We start from the raw sequence: 26,399 nt of genomic DNA, 5'->3' as shown, positions 1-26,399 counted from the left end.
AATTCTTCAGAAAAGGCCCACCCGGCTTACCGGGTGGGCCTTTTCGCATTTTCAGAGCTTGAGCTTGAATCCGACGTGCGAGGCCACGAAACCGATTCGCTCGTAGAAGCGGTGCGCATCCGTGCGCGTCGCGTCCACGGCTACGCCGGCGAACGCCTGCCCGCTTCTCAGCCCCGCATGGCGGGCCGCGGAGCGGGAGCGGCTGGCGATGCTGCTGCAGTTGGGGAAGGCGGCCCGCATCCTGGCGAAGGCGTCGAAGATCCTCACCGAGGAGCTGGACCTGGTCCCCGAGCACGACGCGGACCTGGACGTCGCCGCGCTGTGGGCGGCGGTCGAGGAGGCCGTGCCGCGCACGGCGGTGGCCGGGGCGGTCGCGACCGTGGAGGCCGTGGTGCCGGAGGCCGACGGGTCGGCCGAGGCCGCGATGCGGGAGAAGCTGGTCCTGCGCTACAACACCGCGCGCCCGTTCCTGTCACTGCTGGGCGAGTCAGAGGCGCTGGGCGCGGCTCCGGCTGGGCGGCGCATCCTGAAGGCAGTGCGCCGTCTGCCCGCGCTCTCGCGCCGCCGGGTCAAGGACCGGCCGCTGCCGCCGTGCGAGGTCGACGCCGACCTGGTGCCTGCCGGACCTGCTATTCGAGGTCCACTCCTGGATGGGGTTCCTTGACTCCTTCGGCCACGTCTCCGACCGGCGCACCCGCATGGTCCGGGTCGCCGGGTCGCTCATCACGAACCAGGTCCGCGCCTACGACCTGCTGCGGATGCTCGGCCGCGAGGGCCACCCGACCCCGCTGGGCCGCTCGTTGCCTCCCGTGGAGGCCAGAGGAGCCCGACGCTCCGGGGCCGAGGCGAGGAAGGCCGAGCTGGGCCCGCCGTGCGCTGGCTCAACGACCTCGCGGAGCCCTAAATGGCAAGCTCGTGAACGGAATCCCGGGATTCCGGGTGATCTGGATCACCGGCCGGGGCGGAGGCACGCAGCGCCGCCTCAACCCGGCGGTTGTTGGTCATGGTCGCGGTGACAGCGGTCATGGTGAGGAGGAGGCCGGCGGCGGCGTAGAGCGGGGTGCGTACGTCGTAGGTGGTGGCCAGCCAGCCGCCGAGGAAGGCGCCGAACGGGGCGGCGCACATGGCGAGCATGCGGGAGGTGGAGGCGACCCGGCCCATCAGGTGGGCGGGGACGATCGTCTGTCGGAGGGAGGGGCCGAGCACCATCGTGGCGCCCATGCCCGCTCCGCAGACGGCGAGCGCGAGGCCGGCGACGTACGGGTTCGGGGCGGCGGCAAGGCCCAGGATGGCGAGTCCCTCGACTGCGGCCGTGCAGGTCAGCGCGGTGCCGGTGCCGAGTCGTCGGCCGAGGAAGGACGCGATGCCCGCGCCGAGCAGACCGCCGGTGGCCTCCGCCGTGAGGAGCAGACCGAAGCCGAGGGTGCCGATTCCGAGACGATCGTGCGCGAAGAGGGCGAGTACGGTCTCCACGGCGAGGAAGGCGATGTTCCCGACCGCCGGACGCAGCGCGAGCCCGAGCAGCAACTGATCCCGGAATACGTACGAGGCGCCGGCCCGCGCCTGCCGCAGCAGCGACTCACGGGCCTGCGGCACGGGCCGGGGTGCGGCAGGCAGCGACCGTATGAGCAGTGCGGAGAGGGCGAACGAAACCGCGTCGGCGAGCAGCGGAACCGCCCGCCCGAGCGCGAGCAGGGCACTGCCCGCGGGCGGCCCGGCGAAGCCGGACGCGGCGGTCTGGGTGCCGCGCAGGCGGGAGTTGGCACGCTCCAGGAGCGCGGGGTCGCGGCCGAGCAGATCCGGTAGATAGGCCGTGGCGGCCGTGTCGAAGAAGAGTCCGCCGAGGCCGAGGAGGAAGGCGAGGGCCGCGAGCAGTGGAATGCTCAGCACGTCGAGCGCGGCCGCTGCCGCCGGTATCGCGAGCAGCACCGCACGCGCCGCGTCCGTGACCCACATCGTGCGCCGACGGTCCCAGCGGTCCACCAGCGCACCGCCGAGCACCCCGAAGAGCAGCCACGGCAGCGTTCCGGTGGCCGTGACGACGGCGAGCGCCATCGGATCCCGCGTCAACGTCAACGCGAGCAGTGGCAGCGCGGCATGCGACACCCCGTCACCGAGCGAGGACACCGTCTGCGCAGTCCACAACCGTCCGAACCCGGTCGGCAGCTTCCGAACGTCTGAGGTCACTTGGCGTCCCCTTCGGTCTGCTCGCGCGATGCCGGGTGGAACAGTGCGAAGACGAGTGACGCGTCCGGCAGCGACGGATCGGACAGCTCCCGGTACTCGTCCGCCAGTGCCTGGAGCCTCGCCCCCAGCTCCGCGAACTGCTCCTCGGTGAGCCGCAGATGCGCCATCCGCACGTGCCGCTCGCCATCCACCGGCGATGCCTCCAGGTCCGCCACCGCATGCCGCATCAGCACATCAGGGCCTCCCTCGCCCGGATCCGGCAGCACGATCGCCCGCGCGGCCATTGCGTAGTACCGCTCGGTGACCCCCCGGACCTTCCGAGTTCGTACCACCTTCACCAGGCCGGCCCGTTCGAGCAGCCGTACGTGGTAGCTGGAACTCCCCTTCGCAAGGCCCACTCGCTCGGCGATCTGCGTGATCGTCGCGGGCTCGAAGCGGAGCACGGCCATGATCCGGTGACGCGTGAGATTGGAAACGGCGCGTAGCTGCTCGTCAGTAGTGACGTGGAACGTCTCGGGAAGATCATCGGTAGGCATGCCCTCAATGGTCAACACTTCTTGACCATTAGTCAAGGGAGTTCTGTTCGGCTTCCGGAATCGGCTGTCCAGCACGTGAGGCCTTCGCTCCCGCACTGACGCAGGCCGAGTGGCCCTACCCGGTTCCTGAGCTTCTGGCCGCCGTGCAGGCGGAGATCCGGGCAGAACGTCGTGACGGCGCCGAGGACGCGGGCGCCGCCGCCCTCCAGCTGTGTTCCAGTACCTCCAGGGCGCCTCCTTGTGGCGCCCCGTCGAGAACTGACAGGATCTCAGATCGCTTACCCCTCGGGCGATGTGGATGGGTCATCGTCGGGGCGCGGCACGGAGAAGGAGGCGGGATGGCACGGGTGAACCTGCGGGCCGCGTTCATGAGCGGACTGTCGTCCACCGTTACGGCGCAACAGGTCTTCACCAACCGGGTCGACGAGGTGGCCGCTTTCAACCGGTCGGTGGAAGGTCTGCGCCGGACGCTGGACGAGGCCGAGGTGTCGCCGGTCGTGGACCGCGCGCAGGGGCGCTGCAACGTCCTGACGCTCTACGGGGTCGGCGGCATAGGGAAGACGACGCTCTCCCACGAGTTGGAGCGTCGGCTGCTCGCCGACGCTGCGGCCGAAGGGCGCGACGACGTCGTGGCCGTACGGGTCGATGTCTCCGAGGACGGCGCCTGCGACATCGAGAGCCTGTTGCTGCGCCTGCGGGCCGGGCTGGGGCAGCTGGGCAGCTGCTGGCGCGCCTTCGACCTGGCGTTGGCCTCGTACTGGGCTCGCGCGCATCCTGGGGAAGCCCTCCAGGACTTCCTCGACGCCTCACCGGCCCTGCGCCGCGCCTCCCGCAGCATCGGCCTCGGCGACCAGATCGCGGACACCGTGCGGGAAGTCGACCCCGCGGGGCTCGGCGGTCTGACCGGGTTGGCGCACCGCGCGGCTCTGGCCACCTATCGCGCGGTTCGGGACCGGGTGCGCGAGGGGCGTCTACTGGCCGACTGCGAGCTGTTCGCCGAACTGGTCGAGGCCGATGCCGACTACGAGACGCTCTCGTACTTCCCGTACCTGCTGGCCTGGGACCTGGAGCATCTGCCCCACCGGGGACGGCAGGCCCAGCGGCCGACGGTGTGCGTGTTCCTCGACACCTTCGAGGCGGTCAACGGCGGTGCCGACCGTACGGTGGAGCGGCTGATCCAGCGGTGCGTCTACCTGATGCCCAACGTGCTGTTCGTGATCACCGGCCGCAACCGCATCGACTGGGCCGACTCGGGTGCGGGCGGTGAGCTGGACTTCACCGGCCCACGGCACTGGCCGAACCTACACTTCAGCAACGACAGCATCGAACCGCGGCAGCATCTCGTCGGGTACCTCTCGGACTCCGACGCCGACAGCTACCTCAGTGAGGCGCTCACCCGTGACGGCGAGCCCGTCATGCCGGCCGAGGTCCGTCGACGCATCATTGCCGGGGGTCAGGGGCTGCCCCTGTATCTGGATCTGTCGGTGTCGCACTTCGCCGCACTCCTCGCCCGCGGCGGCCAGCCGTCGGCGGACGACTTCGGCGGCTCGTTCACGGCGGTGGCCACCCGGTCGATCCGTGACCTGCCCCGGGAGGAACGCGACCTCGTCCGCACCGCGGCGCTCACCGACCGGGTCGGCGCCGATCTACTGCGGGCGGGACAGCCCAACGTCTCAGACGGCAGCGTGGCCCGGTTCCTACGCCGACCGTTCCTGACCCATGACGACGCCTATGCCCTGCCGTACGCCCTGCACGCGGCGCTTCGTCACGCCATCGGTGAGGCGGACCGGTCCCTCCCGGACGGCTGGTCCGACCGTGACCGCAGCGAGGTCGCGGCCCGGCTGCTCGCCTGGCTCGGCGAGCGTCTCGGGGCCTCCGCCGGTCGGGTCGCCATCGCCCAGGCCCTTGAAGCCGGCCTCAAACTGTCGGCGGCACACGGGGTCTTCGAAGACTGGATGGCCCGCGCAACCCAGCGTCTCGTCGAGGCGGGACAGTGGTCGGAACTGGGTGGGGGACTCATCACGGAACGGGGTGGGGCGCCGGAGTACCGGGCCGTTCTCGCCGCCATACGGGGTGTCCAGCTGCGCCGTACCGGCCGTGCCGCAGAAGCGGTCGAGCTGCTCGGCGGCGCGGGGGAAGGCCTGCAACAGGGCAGCCCGACGACGCAGCTGCTGAAGATCCACCTGGCCCATGCGCTGCGCAACCACGGCGACTACACCGAGGCGGCGAAGATCTACCGTGCCCTGGTGGGCGGCGAATTCGACTCCGTGGCCCGGTACTGGCTCTGCGACTTCGACTATCTCAACGGACGTTTCAGTGCGGCGCTGGGTTCGCTGAGGGAGCAGCGCAGCCGAGGGCCGGAGGACGAGGGCGAACGACTGCGGCTGATCGGGCACATCTGGCGGGTGAACGCGCACTTCGACGAGGCGGCCGCCGCGTACACCGAGGCGATCGACCTGGCCCGGCGTGAAGGCCTGGCCGCCGCGGAAGCGAAGGCATTGGCCAACCTGGCGCAGACCGCCTGCTGGTCCGGCGATACGGCTGCGGTGTCGGACGCCGCGGCCCGCGCGCGGGACCTGCTGGACCTGGTGCCCAATCCGGTCGAACTGGTCAAGATCCGCTCCGCCGAGGCGGTCGCGCACGCGGTGGCGGGTGACGTCGGAGCGGCGGTGGACGCGATCGGGGGCACCCGGCGGCTGGCGGACGACATCAGCTACCGCGGCGGCCACAATCTGGCCGATGTGGCCCAGATCCTGCTCGGGGTCCTCGGCGGGGACGGCCACGGCGCCCGCCGCACGCGGGCCGAGCTCGATGCGCGAACCCGCAGGTCCGGCGGCAACACCTACTGGGTCCCGATCGTGACCAGCTGGATCGAGGGTGTCCCGCAGGCCGTGGAGTACGACCCGCGGGTCGAATGGGTGGACGGGCCGGCCGTGTCGTTGGGCCGGTGGGCCGAGGTGGTCGCGCGACGATGAGGCTCCGGAGCCCTGGCGCGTGGGGCCGGAGCCGACGAGGAGAACAGAGCTCATGACCAACCCGGTACACGTCGAACCGAAACGCGTCGGCTTGGTCGGCGTGGGCATCATCGCCGACACCCACCTCGCTGTCCTCGCCGAACGACCGGATGTGGAGCTGGATTTCACGGTCGACCCCCGGGCGGTGGGTCCGGTCGTGTTCCGGGGTGCGACTCCGCCCCACTACGGCGGCCTCGCCCATGCGCTCGACGAGCACCGGCCGGATCTGGTGGTCCTCGCCACCCCGACCGAGACCCATGCCGAGTTGGCGGCCATGGCTCTGCTCCGTTCTACCGCCCGAGTGCTCGTGGAGAAGCCCCTGGTCCACGATCTCGTCGGCCTCGCGATGTTGCGCGAGCTGGACGGGAAGGCCGATGTGCGGGCCCGGGTGTTCACCGCCCACCACTTCGCCTTCTCGCCCGAGGTCGACTGGGCGGCGGAGCTACTGGCCACACACCCTGACTGGGGTCCGGTCACGGCCATCACGTCGGCGTTCTACGACCCGTACGTCCTGCGCGGGCCGGAGGCCTTCAGCTCGTACGTCTCCAGCTGGACGGACTCGGGGGTGAACCAGCTCAGCATGCTCACCCGCTTCGTCGACCTCACGGAACTCACCTCCCTCCGGCAGGCGGACGGCGGCGCGAGCGCGTGGTGCACGGTGGGATTCCGTTCCCGTGGCGAAGCGGGATCGGCCCGGCTGCTCAGCAGTTGGTTGACCGGCTCCAGCAGCAAGGAGAGCAGCCTCGTGCTCGGCCGCTCCGGCGTGGAGGTCTGGATCGACCATACCGCCATGACCGGATTCGCCGCCCGGGGCGATGAGTTGCTCGCAGCCTTCGGCAACGATGGCCGCACTCCCCGGAAGGTGGCTCACTACCGGCCGCTCTACGCGAGTCTGCTCTCCGACCGGCCCGACCCGGTGCTCGGCTTCGACGCCGCCGCGACGATCACGGCGATCCATCACGCGGTGCCGGAGGCTCGGTAGGTGCCGGGCTGTCGGCTCGTTCAGGAGTCTCAGTGAACGATCCCTGACCTGGGAAGAGGGTGGCGGGCGGGTGAAAGGGCCCGGTTCGGACGGTGTCCGGACCGGGTCCTTTCGCGTGTGTGCGGGGGTGGGTTGGGGGCTGCGCGAGGGGAACTGATGGTCGGATGAGCTGATTGACAGGCTACAAAACCATCAGTCATGCTGACTTTCAAGAATGGTGATGCACAGAGAGGGTGGCAGCTCATGGGGCACCGGTACGCGTTCCTCTTCCCCGGGCAGGGCAGCCAGCACGTGGGCATGGGGGCCGACCTGTACGAGCGGTCGCCCTTCTTCGGACAAGTGCTGCGACGGGCCGGGGCGATGGTCGGGCAGGACATCGAGGAGGCGGTGCTGGTCGGTCCGGCCGAACGGCTGACCGAGACGGTGCCGACCCAGTTGTCCGTGCTGGCGCTGTCCTGCGCGCTGACGGCCGAGTTGGACCTGCTCGGGCTGGCGCCGGCCGTGGTGGCCGGGCACAGCCTGGGGGAGTACTCGGCGTTGGTGGCGGGCGGTTGGCTCGACCTGGACGACGCGTTGGTGGTGGTCGCCAACCGGGCGGCCGAGATGGCGGACTGCTGTGTCGCCACGCCGGGGGCGATGGCCGCCGTGCTGGGGATGGACCCGGCGACGGTGCGGACGGCCGCCGCCGAGATGTCCGGCACGGTGGTGGTCGCCAACGCCAACAGCCCGCGCCAGTCGGTGGTTTCCGGGGAGAGCGGGGCCGTCCGGCTGCTGTCCGGGGTGCTGCTGGAGCGGGGCGCCAAGGCGGTGATCCCGCTGGAGGTGCACGGCGCCTTCCACTCGCCGCTGATGGCGCAGGCGGAGCACCGGCTGGCCCCGCTGATCGCCGACCTGCCGCTGCACGCCGGCCACACCCCGCTGATCAGCAGCATGACCGGCCGACTGGTCACCGACCTCGACTCCTACCGCCGCCTGCTGGCCCGTCAGATCGCCGCCCCCGTGGAGTGGGTCGGCGTGATGGAGACGCTGCGCGCGGAGGCCGTGGACACCTGCATCGAGGTCGGCCCGGGCACCGTACTGCGCGGCCTGCTGCGGCAGTTCGACCGCAAGGCGGTCTCCGCCTCCTGCGCCGGGTGGGGCGACGCGATGGCACTCACCGTGGGCGACGAGCACCTGCTGGTCGCCTAGCACCTGGCCCGACCGGCCGTAAAGAGCACTGAGCACCGATTACTTCACCGACCGAGAGGGACAAGGAGAGCGCGATGCGTCGAGTCGCGATCACGGGCCTGGGGGTCCTGGCACCCAATGGCATCGGAAGGAAGAACTTCGCCGAGGGTCTCTGGGAGGGCCGCAACGGCGTCTCCCGCATCGGCTCCTTCGATGCCGCGGGATTCAACTCGCAGATCGCCGGCCAGTTGCCGCCGGTGGTACTGCCCGGCAGCCCGGCCGAGGAGCCGGACGGGGACGACCGGGTGGTCCGGATCGCCCTGGCCGCCGCGTACGAGGCGATGGCCGACGCCGGGCTGGACGGAACGGGCGACGTCGACCCGTTCCGCACCGGTGTGGTGATCGCCAACGCGATCGGCGGCACCAAGTTCATGACCGAGCACTTCCCGGATCTGACGGCGGGCGGCACCGGCCCGATCGACGTGGCCGCCGCGCACCGCCGACTGCACTTGTCCGCGACCTTCAACACCCCGACCGCCGCGGTCGCCGACGCCTTCGGCCTGTGCGGCCCGGCGGTCACCCTGACCACCGGCTGCACCGGCGGCAACGACGCGGTGGGCTTCGCGTTCGACGCCATCCGCCGCGGCGACGCTGACGTGATGGTGGCCGGGGCCGCCGAGGCGCCGATCACCCCGTTCGTGGTCGCCTGCTTCGACGTGATCGGCGCGCTGTCGGTGCGCAACGACGACCCGGAGCACGCCTCCCGGCCGTTCGACCGCTTCCGGGACGGCTTCGTGCTGGCCGAGGGCGCGGGCATCGTGGTGCTGGAGGAGTGGGAGCACGCCCGCAAGCGCGGCGCCGTGATCCTCGGGGAGGTGCTCGGCTTCGGCAGCAGCGCCAACGCCTTCCACATGACCGACCTGGCCGAGCACGGCACCGACCTCGCGCGTTCCTTCCAACTCGCGCTGGACGACGCCAAGGTGCCCGCCGAGCGGATCGGCTACGTGAACGCCCACGGCTCCTCGACGCCGCAGAACGACGTCTGCGAGACCAACGCCGTCAAGCTGGTGCTCGGTGAGCAGGCGTACCGGACGCCGGTCAGCTCGATCAAGTCGATGGTCGGCCACGCGCTGGCCGCCGCCAACGCCCTGGAGTTCGTGGCCTGCGTCCTCGCGCTGAACGAGCACCGGCTGCCGCCCACGGTCAACCACGTCGAGCCCGGCGAGCACTGCGACCTCGACTACATCCCGAACACCGCCCGCGAGGCGACCGTGGACGCCATCGCCAGCCTCTCCAGCGGCTTCGGCGGCATCCACTCGACGGTCGTCCTCGGCCGAGCCTGAGCCACCCGACGGAAAGAGAGGACACGAGATGCGCAAGGTCGTCATCACCGGGGTGGGGCTGGCTCTCCCGGGCGCCCGGACCGCGGAGCAGTTCTGGGAGCTGGTCGGCGCGGCCCGCCCGGCGGTCAGCGAGATCGACCGCTTCCCGACCGAGCAGTACACCGCGCGCCGCGCCGGCGTCGCCGGGGACGAGGCGGTCGCCTCGATCCCGCTGCGGCTGCGCAAGCGGATGGACCGTTTCTGCCAGCTGGCCCTGGTCGCCGCGCAGGACGCGCTGGCCGCCTCCGGCCTGGACCCGGCCGAGGCCCCTGAGGGGGTCGGCGTCTACCTGGGCAACATGTTCGGCGGCTGGGAGATCACCGAGGAGAGCATGCGCCGGCTCTGCCAGGTCGGCTACACCGGCGTCAGCCCGTACATCGCCTCCGCCTGGTTCCCGACCGCCCCGCAGGGCCAGATCAGCATCAAGTGGGGGATCAAGGGCTTCTCCAAGACCATCGCGGCGGACACCGCCAGCGCCGCCGTGGCGATCGGCTACGCGGTGAGGGCGATCGCCGAGGGCCGCGCGGACGCGATGCTGGCCGGTGGCGCCGAGGCGCCGGTCACGCCGTACACCTACACCTTCTGCGAGACCAGCGGGCGGCTCACCCCGGGCGACTACCGGCCGTTCGGCGCCGGTGCGGACGGCTACCTGGTGGGCGAGGGCGCGGTGGTCTTCACCCTGGAGGCCGAGGAGAGCGCCAGGGCGCGCGGCGCCGAGATCCTCGCCGAGGTCGCCGGGTTCGCCGCCGGTCACGCCGGCTCGGACCAGGTCTTCGGGCGCACCGGTACCGATGTGCTGACCCACGTGGCGCAGACCGCGCTGAAGGAGGCCGAGGTCGCCCCGCAGGACCTCGACCTGATCGCCCTGGACGCGCAGGGCACGGTCTACGCCGACGCCGGCGAGGTCCGGGCGGTGCAGGACCTGCTCGGCGCGGGCGCGGTCGACCGGGTGCCGTGCACCACCGTCAAGCCGGTCACCGGCCACCTGCTCGGCGCGGCCCCGGCCGTGGACCTGCTGGCCGCGCTGCTGGCGATCCGCAACGGGGCGGTGCCGCCGGTGGCGGGGATCACCGCGGGGGAGCGGGAGGCCACCGAGCTGGACCTGATCGTCGACGCCCCCCGGGTGCGGTCGGTGCGCACCGCGCTGGTCAACGCGCGCGGCGCGGACGGCACCGTGGCAGCCCTGGTACTGCGCGGGCCCGCCGGCGACACGAACTGACGAAGCGTCAGAACAACCACATCCAACCAGTCGAGGGAGAACCCGAGATGAGTACCCAGACCCTGTCCACCTTCGACCGCCTCAAGGCCGTGCTGGTGGAACTCGGCATCGAGGCCGAGGAGATCGTCCCGGAGGCGCAGCTGCGCGCCGACCTGGACATCGACTCCGCCGAACTGGTGGAGACCGTCGCCTCGTTGGTGGGCGGCCAGGCCCCCGACGGCAAGGCGCTGAAGAACGTCCGTACGGTCGCCCAGCTGGTCGAGTTCCTGGACGGCCGGATCTGAACTGCGGGTCGCCCGCCCGGCCGGCGGGCGAGACCGTCGACAGGCGAGGAGAGGAGGCGTGATGACAGAGCACGAGGGCCCACCGCCCGCGGTGCCCGGGCTCCGGCTGATCGACCTGAGCGTCATCGTCCAGGACACCCCGAGCGAGGCGACCCCGGTCGAGGTCGAGGTGCTCGACCACGAGACCGGTGCCGTCGTGCTCGGACTCGGTCCGGACGCGTTCCCGGACGGCATGGCGGTCTCCAGCGAGACCGTCACGCTGACCACCCACACCGGGACGCACATGGACGCGCCCCTGCACTACGGGCCGGAGTCCGGCGGTGCGCCCGCGAAGAGCATCGACCAGGTCCCCCTGGAGTGGTGCTACGGGCCGGGCGTGCGCCTGGACGTCCGCCATGTGCCGGTCGGCAGCGCGATCACGGTGGACCAGCTGATCGCCGCGCTGGACGAGGCCGAGCACGAACTGGTCCCGGGTGACATCGTGTTGCTCTGGACCGGCGCCTCGAAGCACTGGGGCACCGCGGAGTACCTCACCGAGTACGCCGGCCTCTCCGGGAAGGGCACCGCCTTCCTGGTGGAGCGTGGGGTCAAGGTGATCGGCATCGACGCCTGGGGGCTCGACCGCCCGATGGCCGCGATGGTCGAGGAGTACCACCGCACCGGTGACCGCGAGGTCCTGTGGCCCGCCCACATCTACGGGCGGGTCAGCGAGTACCTGCAGTTGGAGAAGTTGAACCGGCTGGAGGAACTGCCCGGCGCGACCGGCTTCATGGTGACCTGCTTCCCGGTCGCCGTGGCGGGCGCGGGCGCGGGCTGGACCAGGGTGGTCGCGATGGTCGGCCCGACCGGGTTGGCCCCGGCGCACCCCGCCGGCCCCGCCTGGCCCGCCGCCGGGCCGGAGGGGCGACAGCCGGACGGGCGAGAGGCGGACTGAGCCGTGGTGGTCCGCTTGGGGGTCGACGTCTCGGACGTCGCGGACTGGGCGGTACGGCTGCGGCGCACCCCGCAGGTGGCCGCGGTGGCGTTCACCGAGCGAGAGCTCGCCGCCACCGCGGCCGACCCGCGTGCGCTCACCGAGGTGTGGGCGGTCAAGGAGGCCGTGCTCAAGGCGCTCGGGACGGGCTTCGACGGGATCGGCTGGCGCGGGATCGAGGTGGCGCCGCCCAGGGGCGGGGCCCGGGTGGTCCGGATCGCGGGCGGCCGCCACCCGCCGGGCTTTCCGCGGGTGCTGCGCGGCGCGGTGCGGGAGGCCGGGGGTTCGGTGCTGGCGGCGGTGGTCGCGGCCCCGGGCCTCAGCCACCGTCCGCCGCCGCGGCTGCGGGCCGCCCTGGTAGCGGTTCCGGACGGCCTGCCGCGCCGGGAGCGGCAGCAGGCCCACTCGGCGGCCGCCCGGCTGGCCGGACGGCGCGCCTGGGAGGATCTGTGCGCGGGCGTCGGCCGGACGGCCGGGCGCACCCGCTGGGGCCGTACCGAGGCGGGCGCGCCGGTGCTGCGCACGGTGGACGGGCGGCGCGTCCCGGTGGCGCTGGCCCACGGCGCCGGGCTGGCGGCCGCTCTGGTGGCACTGCCCGCTGCCCGGGAGCCGCAGGAGCCGGTGAGGAACGGGCCCGGTGATTCGGGCACGGGGTCTGGAAAATCATCTCTAGAGCTGACTATCATCGCGCATGACAATCTGCTCAAGGAGGTGACGGTCCATGCCTGAGACGGCGGACACCGCCCCGGCCCGGCGGCCCGAGCCCGGACCCGGCCGGCTGCTGCGCCTGGCGGCCGACCGGTTCTCCGACCGGCTGGCCGAGGCGCTCGCGGACCGCGGAGTGCGGCCCAAGGACCACGCCGTGCTGGCCACCCTGGTGGCTCAGGGCCCCAGCGCCCAGCAGGCCCTCGGCGAACAGCTCGGGATCGACCGGACCAGCATGGTCGGGCTGATCGACCAGCTGGAGGAGCAGGGCTGGGTGGTCCGCCGGCGCAACCCGGCCGACCGGCGCGCCTACCGGATCGAGCTGACCGAGTCGGGCGTCCGGCTCGCCGCCGAACTCGCCGCGCTGGAACGGCGGGTGGACGAGGACCTGCTGGCCGGCCTGGCCGCCGCGGACCGCGGCGCGCTGGAGCGGCTGCTCGACCTGCTGGCGGCATGACGAAGGCCCCCCGGCGGCATGACGAAGGCAACGACGGCATGACGAAGGCCCGGCGCACGGACGCCGGGACACCGCAGGCCTGCCGGCCCGCTCGGCAACGACCGACCGCTGGGAAGCCGGCTCAGAACGGGAAGCTCGGCACCGAGACGGCCGAGGCGCGGTAGACCTCGGCCCCCGGACACGCGGCCTGGACGGTGTGCCCGCCGCCCGCGGTCGGCAGGGTGACCAGCACCGGCTCGTGGCCGAACCGCCGGTGCGCCAGCTCCACCCAGTCGACGGCCGGCCAGTCGACGGCCGGCCAGGCGCCGGAAGGCAGCCGCCCGACGGCATGGCGGCGCAGCAGCGCGAGCTGCTCGGAGCCCTGGTGCCAGGCCGTCAGCGCCCGGGTGCCGCTCGGGCCGGTGGGCGGCGCGAAGCGGGTGCGCAGGGCGCGGTGCGCGCCGGGCCGTGCCGTTCGACCGGCCGATCCGGGCCCCGGCGGGCGGCCCAACCGGGCGGCCATCGCCTTGAGGAAGGCGTCCTCCAGGGCGGCACCGGGCGTCTCCCGCCCGCTCACCCCGAAGCTCGCCGCCTCGCCGTCGCCGCGGTGCATCACGACCATGCCGAGCGCGAAGCCGACCGAGGTCCACAGGAACGCCTCCGCCGTCAGCCCCTGCGCGGGCAGCGCCCGGCGGACCTCCTCCGGCAGCCGGTCGGACAGCAGCACGGTGGCGTCGGCCAGCCGGGTGTGCGGGTGGCGCCACCAGCGGGCCGCGACGTCCAGCGCGAGCACCTCGGCCAGCGCCGGGCCGGGTGTGGGGGCGCCGTCCAGGACGGGTTCGCGCACAGCGGCGGGGACGGGGGCGGAGAAGAAGATCCGGGCCGGCACCAGGTAGCGCAGTCCGCTGACCGCGCCGACGCCGGAGAGCGCGGGCAGCGGCGGGGCGGCGCCGGGTTCGGCGCCGCCGGGGACGAAGTCCGCGGGGCACAGCGCCCGGACCGGGCCGGGCCCGACGGCCGTCGGGCCGTTGGCGGCCTCCTGCAGGGCGCGCGCCGCGTGGTAGCGGGCGAGTGCGCCGCGCCGGGCGTCCGCCGCGGTGAAGCCGCAGGCGGAGACGGACATGGGGTGGCGGCCGCCGAGGTCGGTCACGGTCGCGCCGTGCACGGCGCCGTGCACCACGGACGTCCAGATGGTCTCCTCGACGGTCGTCGTCATCCTCGCCCTTCCTTCCCCCTGCCTTCCGGACCTCAGTGTGCGGGGCGGCCGACGGGTGCTCCATCCCCAGAACTGTGCAGGGCGGACGGGGCGTTCCACCCCGACCTGCGTACTTCACGGAACGGGTCGCCGTGTCCTGTCGGCGTCTAGTTCGGCTCAAGCTCCCAGGCCCCGGGCTTCCTTACGCTGCGAGCAGCACAGCAACGGCAAGTGGGTGCTGGAGCAAGGGGGAAGAGCAAGGGATGAGCAGGCCGACCGGAGCAAGAGGCGGGGAAGCACCGCTGGTCCGCCGCCGCCTGGTCGAGGGCGGGCGGCACATCTCGTGGACGGCCGGCGGCGAGGGCCCGGCGCTGCTGGTCCTGTCCGGCTGGGTCTCGCACCTGTCGGTGGACTGGTCGGTCGGGCCGGTGGGTGACTTCCACCGGTCGCTGGCCGAGTCGTTCCGGGTGATCCGCTACGACTCGCCCGGGGTGGGGATGTCCGCCGAGGAGGAGCCGGACTTCTCCCGGGAGCGTCAACTCGCCGATCTGGTGGCGGTGGTGGACGCGTGCGCGGAGGAGCGGGTGATCGTGCTGGCGAGCGGACTGGCCGGTCCGCTGGCCCTGCTGTTCGCCTCCCGGTACCCGGACCGGGTGAGCCGGCTGGTGCTGTTCGGCACCGCGCCGTCCTTCACCGCGGACCGCGACCACCCGGACGGGCTGGCGAACGACCTGCCCGGTGCGGTGGAGCGGCTGGTCCGGGCGGACTGGCACCTCGGCTCCCGGCTGGTGGCCGAGCTGCTGCTGCCCGGGACCAGGCCGGACGAGGTCCGCTGGTACGCCGACTACCAGCGGATGTGCGCCCAGCCGGAGGCCGCCGCCGCGTTGTTCCTGGACTCCTGCGCGCTGAACGCGTGGTCGGAGCTGGCCGAGGTGGCCGTTCCCACGCTGCTGCTGCGCCGGGAGGACAGCTACCTGTGTCCGGCGGCGGTCGCCCGCCGGATGGTGGAGGCGCTGCCGGAGGCGGTGAGCCGGACCCTGCCGGGCGGGGCCTCGCTGCCGTACTTCACCGACCCGGAGACGGTGCTGGCCGAGCTCGCGGCGTTCGCCAACCCCGGTCGGGGGCTGTTGACCGACCGCGAGCTGGCGGTGATCGGCCGGGCCAGGGACGGGCTCTCCAACCGGGCGATCGCCCGGATCCTGGGGATCTCGGAGCACACCGCGGCCCGCCACCTGGCCAACATCAACGTCAAGTTGGGGGTGAACAGCCGGGGCATGGCGGTGGCCCGGGCGATGGAACTGGCACTGATCTGACCCGTCCGACGGGTCGCCCCGGATACTCGTATCCGATATAGTAAACGCGCATAGTAAGTGGAGAGAGGGGCCCACCTATGTGGGGAATCCAGTCCGTGCAGACCTACGTGCAGACCGCGGAGGGAAAGTGAGCACCGCCATGAACCAGTCCGCAGTGCAGAACCAGCCGGAGGCCGACTTCGAGCGGCCCGCCAAGCCGGCCGAGAGCCCGGGCTTCCTGCTCTGGCGCGTCACCCTCTCCTGGCAGCGGGCGATCGCCGCGGCCCTCAAGCCGCACGACCTGACGCACGTGCAGTTCGTGCTGCTGGCCGGCGCCGGCTGGCTCGGCGCCCAGGAGGGCCCGCCCACCCAGCGCCACCTGGCCGACCACTCCGGCACCGACCCGATGATGACCAGCCAGGTGCTGCGCACCCTGGAGAGCAAGGGCCTGGTCGAGCGGATCCCGGACCTGGTGGACACCCGCGCCAAGCGGGTGCAGGTCACCGAGGCCGGGGCCGCGCTGCTGGAGAAGGCGATGTACGCGGTGGAGAAGGCCGACGCCGAGTTCTTCGCCCCCGTCCCGCGCAACGCCGCGCTCGCCGTGCTGTACGCGCTGTCCGACGAGTGGGGCCAGCCGCTCGCGGCCGGACTGCCCAGCAACCGCAAGGAGGGCTGAGCCATGGCCACGGAGGCGGCGGCCCTGCACCTGACGGATATCCGGCTGCCCGCCCGGGAGCCGTTCGACTTCCGGGCCTCACTCGGTTTCATCGGTTCCTTCCCGGCGATGGCCGGCCAGCAGGGCACCGCGCAGGCGGCGCTCACGCTGGCCGTCCGGGAGGCCGGGACGACCCTGGGCGTGCGCCTCACGGCGGCGCCCGGGGCGTCCGGGCTGGACGGCCGGCTCGCCGCCGGGCAGCCGATCACCCCTGAGGCGGTGGCGGCGGTCACCGACCGGATCGACTTCTACCTCGGGCTCTCCGACGACTTGACCGAGTTCTACCGGCTGGCCCGGCAGGACGGACCGTTCGCCCGGGTGGTGGAGCGGCTGCACGGCTACCACCAGGTCAAGTTCCCCTCGCCGTTCGAGCTGCTCTGCTGGGCGATCCTGTGTCAGCGGGTGCCGATGCCGGTGGCCCGTCAGATGAAGCGGGCGCTGGTCGAGGCGGTCGGCAACCGGATCGACGTGGGTGACGAGCGGCTCTGGGCGTTCCCGGACGTCGACCAGCTGGCCCGCTTCGAGGAGGCGGAGCTGGTCGCCCTGATCGGCAACCAGCGCAAGGCGAGCTACCTGCACCGCTCGGTGCGGCTCTGGGCGGAGCTGGACGAGTCGTTCCTGCGCACCGGGCCGTACCAGGAGGTCCGCGAGCAGCTGCTGAAGCTGCCCGGGATCGGCGAGTGGTCGGCGTCCTTCCTGCTGATCCGCGGGCTCGGCCGGATGGAGCGGATCGTGCTCGACAAGGAGATGAGCCGGGCGGTCCAGCGGGTCTACGGCCGCCCCGTCGACGAGGCGGAGTTCCAGAAGCTGGCCGAGCACTACGGGCCGTGGCAGGGCTACTGGGGGCACTACCTGCGCGTCGGCGGTTGACCGGACCCACGACAGAGCGCCCCACCGCGATCCGGCTGCGGTGGGGCGCTCTGTCGTTGACGCTTCGTCAGTTCTTGGTCGACTTGCGCAGCCCGACCAGGGCGGTCAGCGCGCCGGCCACGGCCAGGGCGGCCGCGGTGGCCATGCCCCAGCGGTCACCGGCCAGCAGCGCATGGGTGTCCGGGTGCCCCGAACCGGCCAGGTGGTGCGCCCGAGAGGTGGCCACGGTGGAGATGACGGCCAGGCCGATCGCCCCGCCGATCTGCTCGCAGGTGCTCAGCAGGCCGCCGGCGGCGCCCTGGTCCTGGTCGGCGACGTTCTCCGTCGCGGCCAGGTTGATCATCACGATCGCCACCACACCGCTGAAGTTCACCACCACCGTGCAGGCCGACACGAAGGGCTGGGTGCCGCTGGTCGGCAGGGTGGCCAGCACCCCGGTGGCGGCGGCCTGGAACAGCGCGCCGATGATCAGCACCCGGGTGGCGCCGAACTTCCGGGCCAGCGGCTCGGAGGACGCGCCGGCCGCCAGCCCCGCCACCCCGGCGCCCGCGAAGGTCAGACCGGTGCGCAGCGGGGAGAAGGCCATCACGTCCTGCAGGAACAAGGTGACGGTGTAGACCAGGCCGAAGAACGAGCCCATCATCAGCACATTGGCCAGGTTGGCCACCACCAGCCGGCGCAGCTTCAGCAGGCCGAGCGGCAACACCGGTTCGGTGCTGCGAAGTTCGACCGCGGCGAAGGCCAGCCCGCCGACCGCGGCCAGGGCCAGCGCGCCCAGCACCCGGGTGGAGGTCCAGCCGGTGACGCTGCTCTCGGAGAGCGCGAAGACCAGGGCCACCACCGAACCGGTGATCAGGACGGCGCCGGGCAGGTCCATCCGGCGCGGCCGGCGGCCGTCCCGGCCGGGGCCGAGCAGCCGGGCGGTGAGCACGGCGAGCACGGTGCCGATCGGCACGTTGATCCAGAACACCCAGGACCAGTTCAGGTACTGGGTGATGACGCCGCCGCCGACCACGCCGGAGACGAAGCCGGCGCCGAGCACCGCGCCCCAGGCGCCCATCGCCTGCTGGCGCTCCTTCTCGCCGGTGAAGGTGGTGGTGAGGGTGGCCAGTGCGGCCGGGGTGACGGCCGCCGCGCACAGGCCCTGGACAGCCCGCAGGGCGATCAACTGCCCCGGCGAGTCGGCGAGTCCGGCCAGCAGGGAGGCGCCGGTGAAGCCGGCGAGGCCGAGCACCAGCAGACGCCGGCGCCCGTAGAGGTCGGCGAGCCGTCCGCCGACGATCAGGAACCCGCCGAAGGCGAGGACGTACGCGGTGACCACCCAGACCAGGTCCCCGGCGCCGAAGCCGAGGTTGCCCTGGATCACGGGCAGTGAGACGTTCACGATGGAGAAGTCCAGCGACATCATGAATTCGCTGAGGCAGAGCAGGAGCAGGACTATTCCGTTGGCCGCCCGATGGCCGGCGGCCACGGCGGCCGCTGCGGGCGACGGCGCCCCGGGAGGCGCCGTCTCCGCGGAAGTCCTGGACTCGATGATGGACACGTGCGCCTCCTGGGGTGGAAGGGGTCGGGGGTTAGGCCGCGGCGATTTCCGCGAGGCGGGCGACGGTGGCCGGGATGTCGGCGGTGACGGCCGGGCCGACGTGCGGGGCGACCTCGGCGGCGGCCGGGCCGGTGATCTCGACCCGGTGGGTGATCTTGGTGCGGCCGTCCGCCTGCGCCTCCAGGATGTGGATGAAGTGCAGGACCAGGCCGTTGACCACGGTCTCGTCGGTGAAGCGCTTGTTGGGCTCGGCCTCGATCAGGGTGAACGGGAAGCCGTCCTGGCCCTTGGGCTTCAGGTGGCCCTTGGTGCCCACCTCGAACGGGCCGTGCAGCTCGATCGCGTCCAGGCCCTGGTCCCAGCTCTCCCACTTGGTGGTGTCGCTGTAGAGGGCCCAGACCGCCTCAGGGGTGACGTCGGCGATCACGCTGTGCTCGTACTCCCACATGGGAAGTCCTTTCGTCGGTTCATCGGTGATAAATCGATCTACATCGATTCGCATCGATCGGGAATTTGTTGCCCGGCAATTCTTCACCGGCTTTTGCGGTACCCCCTCGAATCCCGCTCGAACGCCGCTTGAGCGCCTTCGCCGGCGACGTCTGTATGCGGGCATATCGACTGCTCAGAGGCGGTAAGCGCGCCGATCCGGCGTCGGTATGCAGCGGGTCGCTAGGGCTTGACCGGAGCGCTGCATGGTTTTGGGGATGGTCCGCTCGAATTCCAGTGCGGAGTATGGGGGTTGTTCGGCGTCGACCGCCGAGAAATCCGAACGGCGCCATCCAGTGGAGCGAGGTCAGTTGCGATGAAACGGCGTCACCTGTTCGAGTTCGAGGATCTGTCCTGGTTTCCCGCGGTGCTGCGGAACCCGATCACCGACCTGCTGCGCGAGGCCATCGTGCTGCGCGGCGACGTGTACGCGCCGGTGGTGCCGCTGCTGGCCAAGCTGGTCCGCGAGCACGACATCAGCCGGATCGTCGACCTGTGTTCGGGCGGCTCCGGCCCCTGGACGGTGCTGAAGGGCCGGCTGGCCGAGGAGGACGCCGACGTCGAGCTGGTCCTCACCGACAAGTACCCCAACCGGCAGGCGCTGGCCGCGGCGGTCCGCGCGATCGGCGACGGCCGGACCCGCTTCGAGGCGCAGTCGGTCGACGCGACCGCGGTGCCCGAGCGGCTGTCCGGACTGCGCACCCTGTTCACCGGCTTCCACCACCTGCGGCCGCACACCGCCCGCCAGGTGCTGAAGGACGCCTACCGGCGGCGCGAGGCCGTCGCCGTCTTCGAGTTCACCGAGCGGCGCTGGGCGCCGATCCTGCTCACCGTCCCGCTCGGCCCGCTGCTGGTCTGGGGATGGGCGGCCCGGCTGCGGCCGGTCAGCTACAGCCGGCTGTTCTTCAGCTACCTCGTGCCGCTGGTGCCGCTCGCGTTCATGTGGGACGGCATCGCCTCCAACCTGCGCACCTACACCACTGAGGAGCTTCGAGAGATGGTGCACGACCTCGATGCGTCGGACTACTCCTGGGAGACCGGCGCCCTGAAGCCCGAGGGCCGTGGCGGACCGCCGGTCACCTACCTGATCGGTCGGCCCGTCGGCATCGAGGGCGGGAAGGGGGCGGACCGATGACCATCGCCCCGGAGCGGCGGGCCGCCGGCCCCGCGAAGAGCTGGGCGGTCGCCACCGGCGGCTCCCCGCTCGGTGTGGCACGCGGTTTCTCGAAGAACCCGATCACCCTGCTCACCGACGTGTTCCAGCAGTACGGCGACGCCGTCAAGGTGCGCTTCCTGGCCAACCAGTACTTCTACTTCCTCTCCAACCCGGACCACATCCGGCACGTGCTGGCCACCAACTCGGCCAACTACAGCAAGGCTCCGCACCCGGCCTTCCTGCTGCTCGGCCGGGTCATGGGCAAGGGCCTGGTGACCAGCGACGGAGACCTCTGGCAGCGCCAGCGCCGGCTGATCCAGCCCGCGTTCACCAAGCAGCGGGTCGCCACCTACGGCGAGATGATGACCGGCGCGACGCTGCGGATGCTGGACCGCTGGCGCGAGCGCGGCAGCCGCGGCGACGACAGCCCGGTCAACGTCGACGCCGAGATGATGCAGCTCACCCTGGACATCGTCGGCCAGACGCTGTTCAACATGGACATCATCAACGAGGCCGGCAAGGTCGGGACGGCCTTCAGCGAGGTCAGCGAGCAGTTCGCCAAGCTGCTCGGCAACCCCTTCGGCCCGCTGATGGTCAACATGCCCTTCCTGCCGAGCGTCAAGCGGTTCAACGCCAACGTCGCCGAGCTGGACGAGGTCATCCACGACATCATCGCCAGCCGCCGCGAGCACCCCGTCGACACCGGGGACCTGCTCTCCCTGCTGATGGCCGTCACCGACGAGGACGGCGGCGTCGGGATGAGCGACCAGCAGCTGCGCGACGAGGTCATGACCCTGCTGCTGTCCGGCCACGAGACCACCGCCGACGCGCTGACCTGGACCTTCCACCTGCTCGCCGAGCACCCCGAGGTGCTGGAGCGGCTGGAGGACGAGGTCGACACCCAGCTGTCCGGCCGCACCGCCACGGTCGCCGACCTGCCGAACCTGCCGTACAGCAGGATGGTGATCCAGGAGGCGATGCGGCTCTACCCGGCGATCTACCTGCTGGCCCGCTGGGGCAACGGCCCCGACGAGGTGGGCGGCCTGGCGCTGCCGAAGGACGCCAGCATCACCATCTGCCCCTGGGTGGTGCACCGCCACCCCGACTACTGGCCCGACGCCGAGCGCTTCGACCCGGAGCGGTTCACCCCGGAGAACCAGGCCAAGCAGCACCACTACGCCTACGTCCCGTTCAGCGGCGGCCAACGCCAGTGCCTGGGTGTGCACTTCGCGCTGATGGAGGCGCAGCTCCTGCTCACCACCGTGGTGCAGCAGTTCCGCCTGCGGTCCGTGCCGGGCCACCGGGTGGTCGCCGGCCCGGTGATGACCCTCCGCCCCGAGGGCGGCCTGCCGATGTACGCCGAGCCGCGCGGCCGTTCCTGACCGCTCGTCATCGCGACCGAAGTCGCCGCAGCTTCCCAGCCTATGAACGTCCGATTGGAGACCCGAGCATGACCGCGCCCGTCACCACGCAGCCGTACCCGCAGAAGTACACCACCCCGTTCATCCTGTATCCGCCGGCGCTCTGGGAGAACCGCTCCGGCCAGGAGTTCCTTCCGCAGCTGGCGCTCGACCAGACCGGCCAGGACTACGTGATGTACCTGTCGATCCCGTTCTGCCGGGTGCGCTGCTACTCCTGCCCGTACTTCGTCGACCAGCTCTCCCCGCACGACCCGCGCAACAAGGAGGCCCGCTTCGTCGACGCGATCGTCGCCGACCTCGAGCGCTGGGCGTCCTACAAGCGCTTCCAGACCGGCAGCCTGCGCGCCATCTACATCGGCGGCGGCACCGGCTCGCTGCTCAAGACCGCGTACCTGAAGCGGATCCTGGACACCATCTTCGCCAACTACCCGGTGGCCAAGGACTACGAGCTCACCCTCGAGGGCAACGCCCGCGACTACACCCCGGACAAGCTGGACTACGTCGCCGACTCGTACATCAACCGGGTCAGCCTCGGTGTGCAGTCCTTCGACGAGAGCATCCTGCGGATCATCGGCTCCCCGCACGCCGCCCAGGAGTCCGTCAAGACCATCAACGAGCTGTCCTCGCGCGGCTTCAGCAACATCCAGATGGACATGATGTACAACCTGCCGGGCCACCGGCGGGAGATCTGGCAGCGCGACCTGGAGGTGCTGCGCGACCTCGACGTCAAGCACCTGACCACCTACCTGTACCGGATCCACCCCGGCACCCCGCAGGACAAGTTCATCAAGATGGGCAAGGTCGCCCCGCTGGTGGACAAGGAGTCGGAGTACGTCCGCAACATGTACCGCGACCTGGTCGAGGCCACCGAGAACATGGGCTTCCACAACTACATGTTCGACCACTTCTGCCGGCCGGGCTGGGAGAACGTCTACAACGAGTGGACCTTCCTGCGGAACAACGTCGAGATCCTCGGCGTCGGCCCCAGCGCCTACAGCTTCATCAACGACTACCGGGTCGGCGGCCGCAAGGACGTCGAGGGCTACATCGCCGCCGTCAACCGCGGCGAGCACTTCATCTCGGCCGTCTCCTCCCAGCTGAGCCCGCGGGTCCGCAAGGAGCGCTACGTGATGAACATCCTGCAGGCCTTCGCGGTCGACCTGAAGGAGTACGAGTTCCAGTTCGGCTCCAGCTTCCTGGAGGACTTCAAGCCCGAGGTCGAGCGGATCCTCAGCCGCGGCCTGGCCGAGCTCGCCGACGACAAGTTCACGCTCACCCAGCTGGGCCGTGAGTGGCACATGAACGTGATGCTCGAGTTCACCAACCCCGACTTCTGGGGCGAGACCACCGCGCTGGAGCACCCGCACTGGGCCATGAACACCCCGATGGTCGACCTGTTCGCCGGCCGCCGCGAGGACTGGCTCGGCGCCTGAGACCCGACCGAACGCACAACAGCCCAAGGAGCAAGCAGAGATGACCACCGTCAGCCCCACGGCCGGGCTCACCATCGACACCCACCCCGGGTTCGCCCACCGCACCGTGCAGACCCTCGTGATCGAGGCGCCGCTGGACGCCGTCTACGGGGCGCTGTTCGAGGTCCGTGAGTGGCCCCAGTACCTGCCGCACGTCCAGGAGATCGACGTCCGCTACGACGACGGGCGCTACCAGGAGTTCTTCATGACGGTCGCCTCGGAGACCGACGGCTCCCAGCTGCGGGTCCGCTCGATCCGCAACTGCCGCCCGGGCGAGATCGAGTTCTTCCAGCCCGAGCCGCCGGAGTTCCTCAAGCACCACGGCGGGATCTGGCGCTTCACCCAGGCCGCCGAGAACCCGGAGCACACCCACGTCGAGGTCACCCACGTGTGGAACCTCCACGAGGAGGTCGCCCCGCTGGTCTACCCGGCCACCGACGAGGCGAGCACCGAGGAGCAGGTGACGACCATGCTGGCCGGCCACTCCAAGCTGGCGCTGGACTCCTGGCGCAAGGTGCTCACCGGCAAGGGCGGGGAGTGACCGCCGTGGCCGCCATCACCGAGACCGTCGTCATCGACGCCCCGATCGAGGCCGCCTACGGCGCCTTCGCCGACCTGGACCGCTGGCCCGCGATCCTGCCGGACACCCTGGACGTCCAGGTGCTCTACTGCGACGGCTACAACCAGGAGTTCACCATGACGGTGGAGCGCCCCGGCGGTCAGGAGACCGTCCGCGGTGTGCGCTACTGCCGCGCCCCGTACGAGCTGGAGCTGGTGCAGACCACCCCGCCGCCGCTGCTGAAGCGGATGACCGGGCGCTGGAACTTCGTCGAGCAGGACGGTCGCACCACCGTCACCGCCACCCGCGAGTTCGAGCTGCTGGCGCCGCCCGCCGGCGACCCGGCCGCCGCGCCGGTGCCGGACGAGGCCGAGTTCGGCCGCCGGCTCTCCGGCCACCTGCAGCACAACCTGCAGCTGTTCCGCGAGGCGGTCGAGGCCGATGTCGCCCGCTGAGCAGGCCGGCCCCCTCGATTCGGTCGAAGTGGCAGACCGCAGCGACCTGTTGAGCGTCAGTCGACCGGTCGCCGCCCCGGTGGCCGAGGTCCGGGCGCTGTTCTGGGACATCGCCTCCTGGCACGCCGTGTGGGACCGGATCACCTCGGTCCGGGTGCACTACGACGACGGCGCCCACCAGGAGTTCGACCTGGAGGTGGAGCGCGACGGCCGGACGGAGTTCGTCCGCACCGTCCGCTTCCTCGCCCCCGGCGGCGACATCGAGTTCTTCAGTCCCACCCCGCCGCCCGGCATGGCCGACCACGTCGGCGCCTGGCGCTTCACCGAGCAGGACGGCGGCTGCCTGGTCACCGCCGAGCGGAACTACGAGCTGCTCCCGGCCCAGCCGGGCGGCAGCCCGTCCGACCCCGCCCACCAGGACTACCGGGACGCCTACCGGCGTCGCTTCGAGGACCGCCTCGGCCGGATCCTGGACAGTTTCGTCAGCCACTTCGAGGCGGGCGCGCAGTCTGCGCCCGCCGCCCTGGGAGCCGCCGCGTGACCACCGATGTGATCGTGATCGGAGCCGGCCCGGCCGGCTCCACCGCGGCGGCGGCCGCGGCCAAGGCGGGCCTGAGCGTCCTGCTGCTGGACCGGGCGATGCAGCCCGCCCCGCACCTGCCCGAGTCGTGGTCCGGGGAGACCCTGCCGCTGCTGCGCGGGCTCGGGGTGGAGGACGTCAAGGAGGCCTTCGGGTCCGCCACCGGCGTGCGGTTCCTCAACGCCACCGGCCGCTTCGGCCTGGAGCTGACGCTGTCCCGGGCGGCCGGCTGCGACCTGCCGGCCGTGGTCCGGCTGGACCGCTCCAAGTTCGACAAGATCCTGGTGGACAACGCGATCCGCCAGGGCGCGAGCTACCGCCCGCTGCACACCGTCACCGACGTCGAGTTCGCGGCGGACGGCAGCGGCGTCAAGCTCACCGCGGCCACCCCGGCCGGGATCGCCGAGCTCTCCGCCCGGTACGTCATCGACGCCAGCGGCAAGTCCGCCCTGGTCTCCCGGGCGCTCGGCACCCGGGAGGAGCCCGAGCAGCAACTCGACCCGCGCGAGGCGGTGTTCAGCCACTTCAAGCCCGAGCGCGAGCACGAGCTGGCGGTCGAGGGCACGATGACCATCATCGGCATCACCCACGGCTACGTGTTCGTGATCCCGATGGGCGGCGGCCGGGTCGGCGTCGGTGTGGTGGTCGGCGACGAGCACGCCCAGCGCTACGGCGGTGACATCGAGTCGCTGTTCTGGGCCGAGGTCGACGAGGCCGCCCCGCTGCAGACCCTGCTGGCCGGTGCCGACCAGCTGCTGCCGGTGCTGCCCGCGCTCAACCGGCGGTTCCGCGCCACCGAGCTGGCGGGGGAGTCGTACGCGATCGCGGGCGACGCCGCGGCCTTCCTGGACCCGTTCTTCTGCAGCGGCATCGACATCGCCGTCCAGGCCGGGCTGTTCGCCGGCCAGGCGGCCGTCGACACCCTGGCCGCCCCGGGCGCCGGGGAGCGCTCCGCGGTGGCCGCCGGCTACCAGGAGAAGGCCGGCGCGCTGATCAAGGGCGCGGACGCGGCCGGCGAGGCCACCTTCGCGGACGGCGCCCACCAGCAGCTGCTGATCGGCCTCGCCGACCCGCACCTGCCCACCGTGCTGCCGCTGGCCGCCCTGCTGCAGAGCACCCTGCGCGGCAGCGCCGAGGAGCCGCCCGGCTCGCCGCGCGAGCTGATCGGCGGCGTCCGCGAGCAGTTCAGCCTGCTCTGACGGCAGCCCCGTACACGAGAGGCAGCGCCCAGTCAGAAGAGAGTGAGGACAACCGCAATGATCCCCGTGACCGGAGGCATCGACATCAGGGGCGACCTCGCCACGGTCGGCGCCTACCTCGGGCACATGCCCAACCTGACCGAGTGGACCACCTTCTTCCAGGCCGTCGACGGCGAGAAGGACGGCAGGTTCCAGGTGCAGTCCGTGATGGGCCCGATCGAGACCTGGATCACCGGCACCGAGAGCGCCGGCGCCCGCCGCTACGTCATCCACTCGCTGATCCGCGGCCAGGAGGAGGAGGCCGAGCTCGACCTCCAGGAGCACGCCGAGCACGTGGCCGTCCGCTTCACCGTCAACCTGCCGCCCCACGTCGACGAGGACGTGGTGGTCGGGCAGCGCAACGAGATGGCCGAGGAGCTCGTCCAGCTCAAGCGGCTGCTCGAAGCGAGCTGATCAGCCCCCGGTCGGCCCCCGCCGCCCCACCGGCCGGGGCCCCCCCCCCTATGGGGGGGGGCCCACGGGAACAACACGGACCGACGCACCCGTTGCCCCCTCGGTGTCGGCCGACCCG

Annotated in this window: 25 protein-coding genes and 2 pseudogenes; 21 read left to right on the top strand and 6 right to left on the bottom strand. The window is 71.8% G+C overall.

Going from position 1 to position 26,399, the window contains the following annotated elements; genetic code table 11:
- Positions 1–51 precede the first annotated feature (51 nt).
- Positions 52–135: pseudogene (locus ABZW30_RS41470) on the bottom strand (GNAT family N-acetyltransferase); the annotation flags it as partial.
- A 28-nt stretch (positions 136–163) separates the two neighbouring features.
- On the opposite strand from ABZW30_RS41470, the pseudogene ABZW30_RS41465 reads away from it, so the two are divergent.
- A pseudogene (locus ABZW30_RS41465) lies at positions 164–637 on the top strand (Tn3 family transposase); the annotation flags it as partial.
- A gap of 263 nt (positions 638–900) precedes the next feature.
- Here the strand turns inward: ABZW30_RS41465 and ABZW30_RS41460 are convergent.
- Together ABZW30_RS41460 and ABZW30_RS41455 are read right to left on the bottom strand one after the other, a co-directional pair.
- Complete coding sequence (locus tag ABZW30_RS41460; protein ID WP_355676489.1) at positions 901–2,187, bottom strand: MFS transporter; 1,287 nt, start codon at positions 2,185–2,187, stop codon at positions 901–903.
- Positions 2,184–2,723 carry a winged helix-turn-helix domain-containing protein gene (locus ABZW30_RS41455; RefSeq protein WP_355676488.1) on the bottom strand — a complete coding sequence of 180 codons (540 nt, stop codon included), beginning with the start codon at positions 2,721–2,723 and terminating at the stop codon, positions 2,184–2,186. Before ABZW30_RS41455 ends, ABZW30_RS41460 begins: the two co-directional genes overlap by 4 nt.
- A gap of 338 nt (positions 2,724–3,061) precedes the next feature.
- Here ABZW30_RS41455 and ABZW30_RS41450 point away from each other — a divergent pair, with 338 nt between their 5' ends.
- From ABZW30_RS41450 to ABZW30_RS41410, 9 genes are all read left to right on the top strand, one after another.
- The gene (locus ABZW30_RS41450; RefSeq protein ID WP_355676487.1) at positions 3,062–5,698 is read left to right on the top strand and encodes a hypothetical protein; all 2,637 of its coding nucleotides are present in this window, start codon (positions 3,062–3,064) and stop codon (positions 5,696–5,698) included.
- A 52-nt stretch (positions 5,699–5,750) separates the two neighbouring features.
- Positions 5,751–6,719: a Gfo/Idh/MocA family oxidoreductase gene (locus tag ABZW30_RS41445; RefSeq protein ID WP_355676486.1), complete on the top strand. Its 969-nt coding sequence runs from the start codon at positions 5,751–5,753 to the stop codon at positions 6,717–6,719.
- A gap of 243 nt (positions 6,720–6,962) precedes the next feature.
- On the top strand, positions 6,963–7,907 hold the full coding sequence (locus ABZW30_RS41440) for an ACP S-malonyltransferase (protein ID WP_355676485.1): 945 nt from the start codon (positions 6,963–6,965) through the stop codon (positions 7,905–7,907).
- Between the two features lie 74 nt (positions 7,908–7,981).
- Positions 7,982–9,229: a beta-ketoacyl-[acyl-carrier-protein] synthase family protein gene (locus tag ABZW30_RS41435; protein WP_355676484.1), complete on the top strand. Its 1,248-nt coding sequence runs from the start codon at positions 7,982–7,984 to the stop codon at positions 9,227–9,229.
- Positions 9,230–9,257: 28 nt separating this feature from the next.
- Positions 9,258–10,487 (top strand): beta-ketoacyl synthase N-terminal-like domain-containing protein, encoded by a 1,230-nt coding sequence (locus ABZW30_RS41430; RefSeq protein ID WP_355676483.1) that lies wholly within the window; start codon positions 9,258–9,260, stop codon positions 10,485–10,487.
- 47 nt (positions 10,488–10,534) lie between these two features.
- Positions 10,535–10,771 carry a phosphopantetheine-binding protein gene (locus tag ABZW30_RS41425; protein ID WP_350743348.1) on the top strand — a complete coding sequence of 79 codons (237 nt, stop codon included), beginning with the start codon at positions 10,535–10,537 and terminating at the stop codon, positions 10,769–10,771.
- 61 nt (positions 10,772–10,832) lie between these two features.
- A complete protein-coding gene (locus ABZW30_RS41420; protein ID WP_355676482.1) occupies positions 10,833–11,705 on the top strand; it encodes a cyclase family protein in 873 nt (290 codons plus the stop codon).
- Positions 11,706–11,708: 3 nt separating this feature from the next.
- The gene (locus ABZW30_RS41415) at positions 11,709–12,473 is read left to right on the top strand and encodes a 4'-phosphopantetheinyl transferase superfamily protein (RefSeq protein ID WP_355676481.1); all 765 of its coding nucleotides are present in this window, start codon (positions 11,709–11,711) and stop codon (positions 12,471–12,473) included.
- Entirely contained in the window at positions 12,466–12,906 is a 441-nt protein-coding gene (locus tag ABZW30_RS41410; RefSeq protein ID WP_355676480.1) for a MarR family transcriptional regulator, read from the top strand. The genes ABZW30_RS41415 and ABZW30_RS41410 overlap by 8 nt, the downstream gene beginning before the upstream one ends.
- A 121-nt stretch (positions 12,907–13,027) precedes the next feature.
- Here the strand turns inward: ABZW30_RS41410 and ABZW30_RS41405 are convergent, their stop codons facing one another.
- Positions 13,028–14,101, bottom strand: coding sequence for a hypothetical protein (locus ABZW30_RS41405; RefSeq protein ID WP_355676479.1), 1,074 nt, complete (start codon positions 14,099–14,101; stop codon positions 13,028–13,030).
- A gap of 242 nt (positions 14,102–14,343) precedes the next feature.
- On the opposite strand from ABZW30_RS41405, the gene ABZW30_RS41400 reads away from it, so the two are divergent.
- The 3 genes from ABZW30_RS41400 (at position 14,344) to ABZW30_RS41390 (ending at position 16,957) form a co-directional block, all read left to right on the top strand.
- Entirely contained in the window at positions 14,344–15,393 is a 1,050-nt protein-coding gene (locus ABZW30_RS41400) for an alpha/beta fold hydrolase (protein ID WP_355676478.1), read from the top strand.
- Between the two features lie 139 nt (positions 15,394–15,532).
- Positions 15,533–16,048 (top strand): MarR family transcriptional regulator, encoded by a 516-nt coding sequence (locus ABZW30_RS41395; protein ID WP_355676477.1) that lies wholly within the window; start codon positions 15,533–15,535, stop codon positions 16,046–16,048.
- A gap of 3 nt (positions 16,049–16,051) precedes the next feature.
- Positions 16,052–16,957: a DNA-3-methyladenine glycosylase 2 family protein gene (locus ABZW30_RS41390; RefSeq protein WP_355676476.1), complete on the top strand. Its 906-nt coding sequence runs from the start codon at positions 16,052–16,054 to the stop codon at positions 16,955–16,957.
- Positions 16,958–17,024: 67 nt separating this feature from the next.
- Here ABZW30_RS41390 and ABZW30_RS41385 read toward each other — a convergent pair whose 3' ends face one another.
- Together ABZW30_RS41385 and ABZW30_RS41380 are read right to left on the bottom strand one after the other, a co-directional pair.
- Complete coding sequence (locus ABZW30_RS41385) at positions 17,025–18,500, bottom strand: MFS transporter (protein WP_355676475.1); 1,476 nt, start codon at positions 18,498–18,500, stop codon at positions 17,025–17,027.
- 31 nt (positions 18,501–18,531) lie between these two features.
- Complete coding sequence (locus ABZW30_RS41380) at positions 18,532–18,948, bottom strand: SRPBCC family protein (protein WP_355676474.1); 417 nt, start codon at positions 18,946–18,948, stop codon at positions 18,532–18,534.
- 354 nt (positions 18,949–19,302) lie between these two features.
- Here ABZW30_RS41380 and ABZW30_RS41375 point away from each other — a divergent pair, with 354 nt between their 5' ends.
- The 8 genes from ABZW30_RS41375 (at position 19,303) to ABZW30_RS41340 (ending at position 26,281) form a co-directional block, all read left to right on the top strand.
- Positions 19,303–20,121: a hypothetical protein gene (locus ABZW30_RS41375; protein WP_355676473.1), complete on the top strand. Its 819-nt coding sequence runs from the start codon at positions 19,303–19,305 to the stop codon at positions 20,119–20,121.
- A complete protein-coding gene (locus ABZW30_RS41370) occupies positions 20,118–21,524 on the top strand; it encodes a cytochrome P450 (protein ID WP_355676472.1) in 1,407 nt (468 codons plus the stop codon). Before ABZW30_RS41375 ends, ABZW30_RS41370 begins: the two co-directional genes overlap by 4 nt.
- Before the next feature lie 68 nt (positions 21,525–21,592).
- Positions 21,593–22,996: a coproporphyrinogen-III oxidase family protein gene (locus ABZW30_RS41365; RefSeq protein WP_355676471.1), complete on the top strand. Its 1,404-nt coding sequence runs from the start codon at positions 21,593–21,595 to the stop codon at positions 22,994–22,996.
- Positions 22,997–23,036: 40 nt separating this feature from the next.
- Positions 23,037–23,576, top strand: coding sequence for an SRPBCC family protein (locus ABZW30_RS41360; protein ID WP_355676470.1), 540 nt, complete (start codon positions 23,037–23,039; stop codon positions 23,574–23,576).
- 5 nt (positions 23,577–23,581) lie between these two features.
- Positions 23,582–24,049, top strand: coding sequence for an SRPBCC family protein (locus tag ABZW30_RS41355; protein WP_355676469.1), 468 nt, complete (start codon positions 23,582–23,584; stop codon positions 24,047–24,049).
- 28 nt (positions 24,050–24,077) lie between these two features.
- Positions 24,078–24,590, top strand: coding sequence for an SRPBCC family protein (locus ABZW30_RS41350; protein WP_355676468.1), 513 nt, complete (start codon positions 24,078–24,080; stop codon positions 24,588–24,590).
- The gene (locus ABZW30_RS41345) at positions 24,587–25,828 is read left to right on the top strand and encodes an FAD-dependent monooxygenase (protein WP_355676467.1); all 1,242 of its coding nucleotides are present in this window, start codon (positions 24,587–24,589) and stop codon (positions 25,826–25,828) included. The genes ABZW30_RS41350 and ABZW30_RS41345 overlap by 4 nt, the downstream gene beginning before the upstream one ends.
- A gap of 57 nt (positions 25,829–25,885) precedes the next feature.
- The gene (locus tag ABZW30_RS41340; RefSeq protein ID WP_355676466.1) at positions 25,886–26,281 is read left to right on the top strand and encodes a hypothetical protein; all 396 of its coding nucleotides are present in this window, start codon (positions 25,886–25,888) and stop codon (positions 26,279–26,281) included.
- The last annotated feature ends 118 nt before the right edge of the window (positions 26,282–26,399 follow it).

Origin of the sequence: Kitasatospora sp. NPDC004669 (assembly GCF_040609455.1) — a bacterium.
In the GTDB taxonomy this organism is placed as follows: Bacteria; Actinomycetota; Actinomycetes; order Streptomycetales; family Streptomycetaceae; genus Kitasatospora.
This window is presented reverse-complemented; position numbering and strand designations above follow the sequence as displayed.